Origin of the sequence: Romboutsia sp. (genome assembly GCF_035470145.1) — a bacterium.
Lineage (GTDB): Bacteria > Bacillota > Clostridia > Peptostreptococcales > Peptostreptococcaceae > Romboutsia_D.
On record NZ_DATIRC010000359.1, the window covers coordinates 1 to 12055 of the forward strand.

12 protein-coding genes, 1 pseudogene and 1 riboswitch are annotated in these 12055 nt (G+C 27.9%); of the genes and pseudogenes, 1 reads left to right on the forward strand and 12 read right to left on the reverse strand.

Going from position 1 to position 12055, the window contains the following annotated elements; genetic code table 11:
• Positions 1-103: 103 nt before the first annotated feature.
• The 6 genes from VLM92_RS14300 to VLM92_RS14325 form a co-directional block, all read right to left on the reverse strand.
• Positions 104-649 carry a 2-oxoacid:acceptor oxidoreductase family protein gene (locus VLM92_RS14300; protein ID WP_325277000.1) on the reverse strand — a complete coding sequence of 182 codons (546 nt, stop codon included), beginning with the start codon at positions 647-649 and terminating at the stop codon, positions 104-106.
• 23 nt (positions 650-672) lie between these two features.
• Entirely contained in the window at positions 673-1488 is an 816-nt protein-coding gene (locus VLM92_RS14305; protein ID WP_325277001.1) for a 2-oxoacid:ferredoxin oxidoreductase subunit beta, read from the reverse strand.
• A 2-nt stretch (positions 1489-1490) separates the two neighbouring features.
• Positions 1491-2657, reverse strand: coding sequence for a 2-oxoacid:acceptor oxidoreductase subunit alpha (locus tag VLM92_RS14310; RefSeq protein ID WP_325277002.1), 1167 nt, complete (start codon positions 2655-2657; stop codon positions 1491-1493).
• Between the two features lie 18 nt (positions 2658-2675).
• Positions 2676-2867 carry an indolepyruvate ferredoxin oxidoreductase subunit alpha gene (locus tag VLM92_RS14315; RefSeq protein WP_325277003.1) on the reverse strand — a complete coding sequence of 64 codons (192 nt, stop codon included), beginning with the start codon at positions 2865-2867 and terminating at the stop codon, positions 2676-2678.
• Positions 2868-2939: 72 nt separating this feature from the next.
• Positions 2940-3521 (reverse strand): class I SAM-dependent methyltransferase, encoded by a 582-nt coding sequence (locus VLM92_RS14320; RefSeq protein ID WP_325277004.1) that lies wholly within the window; start codon positions 3519-3521, stop codon positions 2940-2942.
• Between the two features lie 9 nt (positions 3522-3530).
• Positions 3531-4247: a pseudouridine synthase gene (locus tag VLM92_RS14325; RefSeq protein WP_325277005.1), complete on the reverse strand. Its 717-nt coding sequence runs from the start codon at positions 4245-4247 to the stop codon at positions 3531-3533.
• A gap of 200 nt (positions 4248-4447) precedes the next feature.
• Here VLM92_RS14325 and VLM92_RS14330 point away from each other — a divergent pair, with 200 nt between their 5' ends.
• A complete protein-coding gene (locus VLM92_RS14330; RefSeq protein ID WP_325277006.1) occupies positions 4448-5542 on the forward strand; it encodes an AI-2E family transporter in 1095 nt (364 codons plus the stop codon).
• A 51-nt stretch (positions 5543-5593) separates the two neighbouring features.
• On the opposite strand, the gene VLM92_RS14335 is transcribed toward VLM92_RS14330, so the two are convergent.
• From VLM92_RS14335 to VLM92_RS14360, 6 genes and pseudogenes are all read right to left on the reverse strand, one after another.
• Positions 5594-6220 (reverse strand): hypothetical protein, encoded by a 627-nt coding sequence (locus VLM92_RS14335; protein ID WP_325277007.1) that lies wholly within the window; start codon positions 6218-6220, stop codon positions 5594-5596.
• 368 nt (positions 6221-6588) lie between these two features.
• The gene (lysA, locus tag VLM92_RS14340) at positions 6589-7887 is read right to left on the reverse strand and encodes a diaminopimelate decarboxylase (protein WP_325277008.1); all 1299 of its coding nucleotides are present in this window, start codon (positions 7885-7887) and stop codon (positions 6589-6591) included.
• A gap of 88 nt (positions 7888-7975) precedes the next feature.
• A riboswitch (Lysine riboswitch) is annotated at positions 7976-8145 on the reverse strand.
• 371 nt (positions 8146-8516) lie between these two features.
• Positions 8517-9437, reverse strand: coding sequence for a branched-chain amino acid transaminase (locus VLM92_RS14345; protein WP_325277009.1), 921 nt, complete (start codon positions 9435-9437; stop codon positions 8517-8519).
• Between the two features lie 100 nt (positions 9438-9537).
• The gene (locus VLM92_RS14350) at positions 9538-10776 is read right to left on the reverse strand and encodes a cation:proton antiporter (protein WP_325277010.1); all 1239 of its coding nucleotides are present in this window, start codon (positions 10774-10776) and stop codon (positions 9538-9540) included.
• Between the two features lie 85 nt (positions 10777-10861).
• Positions 10862-11470, reverse strand: a complete 609-nt coding sequence (locus VLM92_RS14355; protein ID WP_325277011.1) for a hypothetical protein — start codon at positions 11468-11470, stop codon at positions 10862-10864.
• Positions 11471-11627: 157 nt separating this feature from the next.
• Positions 11628-12055, reverse strand: a pseudogene (locus tag VLM92_RS14360) (hypothetical protein); the annotation flags it as partial.

A 12055-nucleotide genomic window follows, 5' to 3' on the forward strand; every position in this document is an offset into this window, starting at 1 on the left:
TAAATCTTGGGTATTGGGCTTGGATATCTAATATTAGTTTTTTACTATCTTTTAAATCTTTCGTATCGTCCATAACTTTCTCCTTTAGTAATTTACATCAATATTAGTAATTTACATCAATATTCTTACTGAAAAGTTCAATTCCTTTTTCAAATGCTGCTATATTTAGTTCTTCTGTTCCTTTTGGAACTCTTTTTATTATTGACTTTTTTATATTTTCTATATCTACATCTTCTATTATTTGACTAATTACCCCCAATGCTACCATGTTTGCACCTACTTTACTTCCCATGACTTCTTTTGAGGCATCTATTATAGGAAGTTTGTAAATATTTGAATTTTCTGTACATTCTACTCCTATTGAACTATCTGCTATTATTATACCACTTTTATCTATATCTTTTAAGTACTCATTTAAAGATTTTTGTGTTAAAGAAAGTAATATATTAGGTTTTGAAATTTTAGGGAAATTTATAGCACTATCACTTATTATCACTTCAGCTTTACTAGCACCACCTCTAGCTTCAGGACCATATGATTGTGTTTGAACAGCATTTAATTTCGAACTTATAGCACCTTCTGCTAGTATTATTCCTGCTAGTATTAGACCTTGACCTCCTGAACCACTAAGTCTTACTTCTATCTTCATAGTTTTTTATCTCCTTAAACTATTTATTTATTAAACTGCTCTAATACTTTTTTATATCCATCTGTATATTCAGGTGTTATTATATCTTTGAATATTCCTATACATATCTTATCTTCAAGTTCTTTTTCATCAAGAGTCTCTTTCTTGCTTATATTAATACTTTTATCTTTTAATTCATTCATTAATGTTACAGCTGACCCTTTTTTATTTTTTCTTCCATAATATGTTGGACATATGCTAAGTCCCTCCACTACTGAAAATCCTTTATGCATTAGTCCTTTTTTTATGTACCCAATAGTACTTGGTACATGATATACTGTACCTCTAGCAACGAATGTTGCTCCTGATCCACATGCTAATTCACATATGTCAAATGGTTTATCTATATTTCCAAAAGGAGCAGTAGTTGCAAGATCTCCATTTGGTGTTGTTGGTGAGTATTGTCCCCCTGTCATACCGTATATGTTATTGTTAAAAACTATAGTAGTAATATCTATATTTCTTCTACATGCATGTATAAAGTGGTTCCCTCCTATGGCTGTTAAGTCCCCATCTCCACTTATTACAATTACATGAAGGTCTGGATTTGCAAGCTTTATTCCTGTTGCAAAAGCTAACGCTCTTCCATGAGTTGTATGTATAGTATTAAAATCCATATATCCAGCTGCTCTTGATGAACATCCTATACCTGATACAATACATACCTTATTTTTATCAAGTTTCAAATCCTCTATAGCCACAGTTATAGCTCTCATTAATATTCCGTGTCCACAACCTGGGCACCATATGTGAGGAAGTCTATTTGTTCTTAAATTATTTTTTATCACTTCACTAGGCATTTTTAATATCCCTCCTTAACAGTATCTATTATTTCAGTTGGAGTTACAACAATAGTATCTATTATTTCAGTTGGGGTTATAACTTCGCCATTTATTTTATTTATTCCAATTATATCTATATCTTTTCCTAAAACTCTCTGTACCTCTAATATCATTTGACCTTTATTCATTTCTACAACAACTACTTTATTTACATTCTTACTTATTTCTTTTAATTTTTCCTCTGGGAATGGCCATACTGTTTTTATACTAAATAGTCCAGCTTTTATGTTTTTTTGCCTTAAAACTTTTATTGCATCTTTACAAGAGCGGCACATACTTCCAAATGATACAAATAAAATATCTGCATCTTCTGTTTCATAATTTTCATAAATTAGTATATCATCTAGGTTTGATTCTATCTTTTTGAATAATCGATTCATTAGTTTATCGGTTTCTGATGTGCTGTTAGTTGGAAATCCTGTTTCATCATGCATAAGACCTGTTACATTATATCTATATCCTTCACCTATACTTGCCATTGGTGGAACAAAATCAGAGCAATATTCATAAGCTTTATATTCCTCTTTGCTACATGTTGGTTTTTTTCTATTAATAACTTCTAATTCTCCTGCTTTAGGTATTCTCATTTTTTCTCTTAAATGACCTACTACTTCATCTAATAAAAGTATTACTGGTGTTCTATATTTTTCTGCAAAATTAAATGCTTTTACTGTTAATTCAAAAGTTTCTTCTACAGTAGATGGCGATAATACAATCATTGGATGATCTCCATGTGTTCCCCATTTTGCTTGCATTAAATCTCCTTGTGATGGGCTTGTAGGTAGTCCAGTGCTTGGACCACATCTTTGTACATTTACAATTACACAAGGTGATTCAACTAAAGATGCATATCCTATACATTCTTGTTTTAGAGAAAAACCGGGTCCACTTGTTGCAGTCATAGATTTGTATCCTGCTAAAGATCCTCCAATAGTTGCTGCAATCGAAGCTATTTCATCCTCCATTTGTATAAATTTACCATTTATCTTAGGAAGTATTAAAGAAGATAATTCTGCTATTTCTGTAGATGGTGTTATAGGATATCCTGCAAAAAAACGCATACCAGCATAAATAGCTCCTTGCACACAAGCTTCATTTCCTTGTAATAACTTTATTCTTTCATCCATAACAACTTCTCCTTAACTCTATTCATTTTTTTCTAAATATATTGCATAATCTGGACATCTTTGTTCGCATTGACCACATACTATACATTTTTCTTCATCTTTTATGTAAACTCCTTCTTCCCCTAAATCTAATATTTTCACTGGGCAATACTCGACACAAATACCACAGCTTTTACACCATGAACTTTCTATAACTAATGTTTTTTTCATAAATTCCCTCCATAACCTATAAAATTTATGTTCTAAATTTTTCAAATAAAAAAACCATGCTTAAAGCATGGTTTAATATTCTTTCTTTTTCTCTATCAAAACTAGTTGTGGGGGATTATTTACTTGGTTTACAAATCCACATTCCAACACATTAAACTCCCTTTGATCTAGATTTTTAACAAAATCATATACACTATTTTTTTCATCAAGTCCACCTGGGTGTCCTGTGTAGATAGAAATACTTACTACACCATGAGGTTTTAATAGCTTTAAGCTATGCTCTATAGCCTTTATTGTTGTATTTGGTTTTGTTATAATCATATGCTGCGCTCTTGGTAAATATCCCAAATTAAACACAACACATGAAATTTTTTTTTCAATGTAGTTGTCAATATTTTCATGACCATCAAGTATTAGTTTTACTCTTTCTTGAAGGTTTTCTTTTTCTAGCTTTTTTCTTGTTGATTTAATAGCTTCTTCTTGTATATCAAAGCTATATACAAAGCCACTTTCTCCAACTTTCTCTGCTAGATATTTCGTATCATATCCATTTCCCATTGTAGCATCTACTACAATATCGCCTTCATTTATTATTTGTTCTAAATATAATTTATTTATATCTGTAATTTTTGTTAAATATTTAGCTTTTATCATATTGCACCTCTATCTTAATCCTTTTAAATACTCAACTTCTTCTTTAGTTAAATGTCTATATTCCCCTACTTTAGTTTCTTTTAAAGTAATTTTTCCCATAGCTACCCTTCTTAGTCTTAATACGGGGTGTTCTATAGCCCTACACATTTTTCTTACTTGCCTATTTCTACCTTCATGGATTTTTATTTCACATATTGCATAATTCTTTTCTTCATCTTTTTTCACTATTCTTATTTTAGCAGGAGCAGTTTTATAATCTTCTATATAAAGTCCCTCTTCAAACTTTTTCATTTCATCTATAGTTGGGATACCTTTAACTATTGCCATATAAGTTTTATCAACCTCATGCTTTGGATGAGTTAATTTGTATGTTAAATCTCCGTCATTAGTAAGTATTAATAATCCACTAGTTTCATAATCTAGTCTTCCTATTGGATAAATTCTTTCTTTTATATCACCTACTAAATCAAGTACACTTGGTCTATCAAATTGGTCTTTTACTGTTGTTATATATCCTTCTGGCTTATTTAAGACTATATAAACTTCCTTTTCATCTAATCCTATTTGAACTCCATCTATTTCTACAGTATCATTATTTTCATCTATGTTAAATGATAATTCTTCAACAACTTTACCATTAACCTTAACTCTTTTTTGTAATATTATTTCTTCTGCTTTTCTCCTTGAAGCTATTCCACAAGAAGCTATATACTTGTTAATTCTCATATTGCACCTTCTTTTATAATTTTGTATTTATTTTTGTCATTTACTTATTTTTATTTCATTATTATACCATACTACATATATATCAAAAACAAAACATTTAATTTTTTAATTATATTGTTTATCTTTGAATATAATTTATTAGTGTTACTTTTAATATAATTTATTATCACATATTTAGTATATTAATTAAGGAGAATGTTATGCTTTCAAAGGAAAATATAAAATTTTATATATTTATAGCTTTTATTACAATCATAATTTATAAAGTAGTGGATTCTCCTAATAAACTTCTTTCTGATATAGGAGGATTAGTAAACTTTTTAAGTCCTTTTTTGTTGGCAATCTTATTTGCACTTTTAGTCAATCCTATGATGATGTTTTTTGAAAAAAGATTTAAATTATATAGACTTTTAAACATCCTCATATCTTATATAATAATTTTTATTTTAATAATAATAGGTGGTAAACTTTTTATACCCTCTATTATTAACACTTTAGATACTTTAATAAATGAGATACCTCATTACGTAACTATGTTAGAGCAATTTTTAAATAAGTATTTTTATCAAAGTGATGTATTAGATGTGATTGTTCCTCATGTTAAAGATAATTTAAATGTAATATTAAAAGAATTTATTGATTTATTTTCTAAAACTTCTTCTGATATTATATTCCATATATTTAACGTAACTTCGTTGTTATTTAATGTTATTATGGGTATAATTTTATCAATTTACATGTTAAATGATAAAGAAAAAATAGCTTTAGCTTGTAAGAAAATACTTTATGCAGCTACTACCAAAAAGAAAAGTGATAATATTATTAATTTTTTTATAATGTGTCATGATATATTTTATCATTATATTATAGGAAGAATTTTAGATTCTGCAATAATAGGTGTCATTGCATTTATAGTTCTTAAGTTTATTTTAAAAATGAATAATGTTTTGTTTTTATCATTTATAATTTTTTTAACAAATATTATCCCTTACTTTGGACCATTTCTAGGAGCTATACCTACTGTTGCTATGGCGCTTGTTCATGGACCTATTAAAGGACTTTGGGTAATTATTTTTATATTTATTCTTCAACAAATTGATGGAAATGTTATAGGTCCTAAAGTTATGGGTGACCAAGTTGGACTTAGTCCTCTTTGGATAATATCTGCAGTGTTAATTGGAGGATCTTTGTTTGGACTTATTGGAGTCTTCTTATCTGTTCCTGTAGCTGCTGTTATAAAATCTTGCATTGATAAATATGTTGAAAAAAGACTTTATATAAAAGATTCAAAATAAAAAAGCTATAGAATTTATGCTTATTTGCATATTTCTATAGCTTCTTTATTTTTAACTAACTTGTTCTTGTGGTACTTGAGGAAGTGAAGGTTTTGCTGGTGGAACTTCTTTGTTTTGATTGCTATCTTCTGATAAATTAGTATCTTGTTTTTTCTTTTCCTCTTCTTGTTTTGCTAACTCTTCTTCTTGTTTTTTCTTTTCTTCTTCTTGTTTTGCTAATTCTTCTTGCTGAGCTTTTAGAGCTTGTTTCTCAATTCTATATCTATCTTTACTAGATACAATCTTTGCATTTTCTTTTCTTTGTGCTTGTTTTTTTTCATATTCTTCATTTAACTTAACAAGCTCTTTTTTCTTTTGTGATGCTTCACTTTTTATAGTTGCTGATCCGTTTTTTATCTCTTCTATAAACTCAAGTTCATTAATAGCTTTCTTATAATTTTCTTGTTTTTCATATTCAAGTGAATTTTCCATTCTCATAGCTTGCATATACATTGCTCTTGCATGTTCATCTGTACTATCTACTTCTAGTGCCTCTGATAAAATTTCTTTAGCTTTTTCATAATCATGTTTTTCTAAAGCCATCTTTCCATCTTCAACTAAATTATTTTCTTCTGTAGAAGAACATCCACTTAGAATTATTGATAATAATGATATTATTAAAATTATTCTTAACTTCATTAAATTCCTCCTTATTATCTATTATTAACTTTATCACAATTATAGTTTATTTAGAGAGAAATATCAAATTTAGCGTCTATTTAAATATTTTTGTTCATTTTTATAATATTTTCTGTAAATATTTTATTATTATTCTATCAAGAAAATATATAAAAATAACTACAATTCAATAAAAAATTCGCTTCGCTTGAGCGACATGTCGGCGAATTACTTCATGTCAACAACAACCTTGATAAACATGTCCGTTGCTTGAGCAACGTGTTGGTGAACTATTTCAAACTTATAGGTTGGTATATAAAAAAGGAAGCATCTCTTAATGATTAAAATCATTTTGAGACACTCCCTTTCATTAATGTAAATTTAAAGCTCTATTCGTTTATTTCTAATGCTAATAAATCTTTATAGCTTTGTCTTTTACATATCAATTTTGATTCTCCATTTATTACAGATACAACAGCTGGTTTTTGTAATTTATTATAATTAGAAGCCATTGAATACCCATATGCACCTGTAGATGTTGTAATTATTACATCTCCACTTTCAATTTCCATAATATTAGTGTCTGTTATTAATATATCTCCACTTTCGCAACATTTTCCAGCTACTGTTACTTGATTTACTTTATCTTGTCCTATTTTATTTATAATTGCACATTCATATCCTGCTTGATATAGTGATGGTCTTATGTTATCAGTCATTCCACCATCTACACTTACATAAGTTCTAACATCCTTTATATCTTTTATAGATCCTATAGTATATAATGTACTTCCTGCATTCGCTACTATCGATCTGCCTGGTTCTATTATTAATGTTGGTATTTTTATACCTATTGATTTACAAATAATTTCAGCTCTTTTAATTATAGATTCACAAAACTCTTTTATAGTTTTAGGCTCATCATTTTTAGTATAGTAAACTCCAATTCCGCCTCCTAAGTCTACTTCTTTTATTTCTATATTATATTTATCTTTTATTTCCTTTACTAGGTTCATCATTATATCTACCGTATCTATATATGGGTCAACATCAAATATTTGAGAACCTATATGAGCATGAATACCTACTAATTTTATATTTTTATAATCCTTTAATTTTTCTATTGCTTCATATAAATCACCATTTACTAAAGCAAAACCAAATTTAGAATCTATTTGGCCTGTTTTTATATAGTCATGTGTATGAGCTTCTATTCCTGGTGTTATTCTAAAGTAAATATTTTGTGTTTTTTGATTTTTTTCACAAATTTTTTCTATTAAATCAAGTTCATAAAAATTGTCAACTACAAATATGCCAACACCCCATTCTATTCCCATCTCTATTTCTTCTACCGTTTTATTGTTACCATGAAATAGTATTTTTTCCATTGGAAAATCAGCTTTATGTGCTGTGTATAATTCTCCTCCTGAAACTACATCAAGATATAAATTTTCTTCTTCTATAAGCTTACACATATACATTGGTAAGAAAGCTTTCCCTGCATAAGCTACTTTATTTTTATATTCGTTAACTTTAAAGTATTTTACATATTCTCTACAATTATTTCTAACTAATTCTTCATCAAATACATAAAGAGGTGTTGAGTATTTTTCACTAAGTTCTAAACAACTTACTCCTCCTATATGTAATGTTTGTTCCTTTACTGACATAGTTCCATGAAGCTTCATAAATTTATCCTCCTAGTATATTGTTTGATTATTTGTATACAAAAAACGCCCAAAGGTATACTTTGGACGTAAAATTCTTATTCAAAGTAAACCTTGTAGCTCACCACTTATAATAAGTGACAGTCTTACACATATTCTATGCAAAACCAGAAAGTTTATTTGCCAATTAACTTTCTTCGGCCATAATTCCTTTTCTTATCTATCATAACTTGCCAGCTTCTGATAAGTACTAATAATTACAGCGCCTCTACCCTAGGCTCTTTATATTCAATTAATATGATTTCAAAACATTATTTTTAGTTTTTTTAAAACCATTTTATATTGTTGACATTTATTATTTGTATTATACTCGGATTGTATAATCAACGCAATACCTAATTTAAATAAAAATAAAATTCGTTGCAATCAATCAAAATACAAATAGCCTTCTTAAACAATATCTTTGTAAAAATAAATTTATTTAAGTTTATTTTAATTAAATTATGTAAACATTTTAGATTAATTTATCTCTGATATATTTATAACTTAGTAAGCTGCTACTCTTAATTTAATAATTATTCTTGTTATGTAAAATAATCTTTTATAATAAAAACGAACTCAAATTTAGTTTAGAGTTCGCTTTTTATTATTTAAACCTCAACCTTTTCATAAACAGGAGTACAAAACTCTGAATATTTATCGTTTTTGCCTGTAGCTAAGCCAAAGAATGCTTTTTTAATAGCCTTACAAACTTTAAACTCTCCATCTCCTATTTTTCTTTTATCAACATAAGATATCGGAGCAACTTCCATAGCTGTTCCACAGAAAAATAACTCATCAGCACTATAAAGTTCACTTCTTGCTATACTTCTTTCTTCAACTTCTATACCCATATCTCTAGCAAGTTTTATTACAGTATCTCTAGTTATACCTTCAAGTATATTGTCATTAGCTGGAGGAGTTAATAATTTAGAGTTTTTGTAAACAAATATATTTTCTCCAGGTCCTTCACATACATTTCCCGCTTCTGTTAAAAATATAGCTTCATCATATCCATCTTGAAGAACTTCTAAAGATGCAAGTGCTGAGTTTAAATATCCTCCTGTTGGCTTTGTTCTTGCTGGTATAGCATTATCTTCTATTCTTCTCCACGATGTAACTTTAACTTTAAAATCATCTTTTTCTACTAGTTTTCCTAGTGGTTGACAGTATATCAATATTCTATTGTCATCATCATATAAACTTGGATATAGAGCTTGTGAACCTTTAAATGCAACTGGTCTTATGTAAACTGTTGTTTTAAAATTATTCTTTTTTAAAAGTTCAATTGTTGCTTCACATAATTCATCCACTGTATAAGGAATATTTATATAAAGTGATTTACAAGAGTTTAATAATCTTTCATAATGTTCTCTCATCCTAAATACATAAAGCTCTTTTTCTTCATCATCCCAGTAAGCTCTAATTCCTTCAAAACAACCTAATCCATAATTAAAAGCCTTACATCTTATACTTATACTTACTTCTTTTTCATCAACTACTTGCCCTTGATAATATACATAACTACTCATAAAAAATCCCCCTTTTTTTATTTTCTTAATTTTCAGTCAATTCTGTGTTTAATACTTATTGTACACACTAAAGCTTTAAAAATCAATTTATTTTTATTATTTATTTTTCTAACACATCTAATTTTTTTGCTACCATATTTGTTGTACTTGCTTGTACTAAAAGTGTTGTTATTATAGTCATAAATACAGTAGATGAGATAATTTCATATCCAGGTACTTTTGCAGAAACTATAATTCCTGACAATGCCGCTGGTATTACTCCGGTTTCCCTAACCCACATCATAAACAGTTTTTCATTTTTACTCCACTTAGCTTTTCTATCAAATGAAGTACATACTAATACAACTATAGGTCTTGCTATAAACATGAGAACTAGTACTACAATTATTGAACCTACTCCATGTTTTATTAATGAATCAATATTTAAATGTGTTCCAAGTACTATAAATATAGCCATTCTTGCAATAGTAGCTATGTTTTCTCTAAAATGTACTCCTGCTATATAATCTTCATCTGGTACCCATAATTTAAATCTTTTTTTGTTACCATATGTAAGCCCTGCAATAAATACTGACATGTACCCACTACCACCAAAGCGTTTTGATATTTCATAAGCAAAAACAACTATTACTATAGATATAATGGGTGCATATCCATGTAAAATACCATATCTTTTATCAGATGATAATCCTATACCTATTAAAGAAATCCCCATTCCTACTAATAAACCTATCACTATCATAAGTACTAGTTGCAAAGTCGTTGATAATAATCCTACTTTTTCTGTCATTGTTACTGCCGTAAGTATTGCTGTAAATAATATTGCTCCAAAAGCATCATTAAAAGCAGATTCACTTATTACTGTTTGTTTTAATCTATTTTTTATAGATATTTTATTAAATACTGGTATAAGTGCTGCTGGATCTGTTGAGGATATTGTTGCTCCTAAAAGTAAACTAGGGCCTATAGGTAATTTAAATACATAATAAGTTATAAAACCAATTATTACAGTTGTTAAAAATACTCCTAATGAAGCTAACAAACCAACACTTACTTTTACTTCATTTAATACTTTTAGCTTTATTTCTTTTCCACCTTCATAAAGTATAAATGCAGATCCAAAGGTTAATATTGTTTCATTTACTATTGGATAATCCTCTATATTTATTATATTAAAAAACGTAGGACCAAAAGCGACTCCAAAAACTAAAAATACTACAACATCTGGTAATTTTAATTTTTCAGCTATCCATCCTCCTACAACTCCTAGCGTTGCAATTGACGCCATTATTACTGCTAATTCATTTGCAATGACTGCAGCAGTGTTCGTTTCACCCATACGTTCACCTCTTTTATTTTATATTTTTTAAGGTTACTATTATAATTTACAATTTATCAAAAAAAAACCTATTTAATTAAATAGGCTATATATATCTAAATAATTTATTAAAATTTAAGTCTAGAAAATCTATGTCACAGTTCAATCGATTTTTTTGTAAATTTTCTATATTTTCTGCTGTTACTACTAATATTTTAGGTGTTTCATAAAATGGAATTGTAGAATTTTTTATTTTATTTTCTATATTGTCATATTTACATAGTCTAACATTTTCATCTAATTTTATATCTATTAGTACTTGTTTGGGATCATTGTAGTTATCTATATATTCTATAAATAAATCATATTTTGAATCTCCAACAGATACATTTCTATAAAATCTTTTTAATTCATATCCCCCTAAATTGATTCTAATAGCAATTTCTGACCCTACAATAGCTTTTACTAGTTCCTTACCCTTATACATTCTACTTCCATTTAAGTAATATACATAAGAATTATCTTTATATCCCGAGTAATTTATATTACATGGATACTTTTTTAAAGTATATTCATTGCACATTTTTCTTAAGGTTTTTTTAAACGTTTTTCTTGAATATCGTTTTCTTGTCCCAAAAATTTTGCCAACCTGAGTTTCCGTCATACATCTAACCCTACTGATTAATATTAATATGTCTCTTTCTATCCCCATCATTATGTCTAATCTCCTTGAAGTTATTTAAATTACCAAGTTGTAATACTATTATATTAATTTAGGATAATAAAATTTACATATTTTACATAATTTCTTTTAAATTCATAAAAAAAGAAGCAATATAATAATATACATTGCTTCTTTTGCTTTTATTTAATTATTGATTTGTGTTTTCTACAGTTTTTTTAGGTTGTTCTTTTTTATCTTCCTTTAATTGTTCTTGTGGATTAGTAGCCTTTATCTCTCCTAAATTTAGGTTATCAAATTCTACTATATCTACAAATCCTTTTTCCCCTTTTTGGTAAGATATTTTAACCTTATCTCCTACAACTGTTAGAGGCAATTCTGTAGATAATTTTGAAGTAGCATTAAATATTATGCTTTCATTTGCACTTATTGTCATGTAGTAGAATGTATTTCCTGACTTAACATCAGGACTTATTCTTACAACTGTTCCTTCTATTTTTTCACTACTTGTATCACTTTCTATTTTTATATTATTACCTTTTGAAGATAAAGCTTCTCTATAATTTCTTAAAGCTTCTTGCTTAGTTTCTCCTAGTCCTAATACACTAAAGTCTTCTA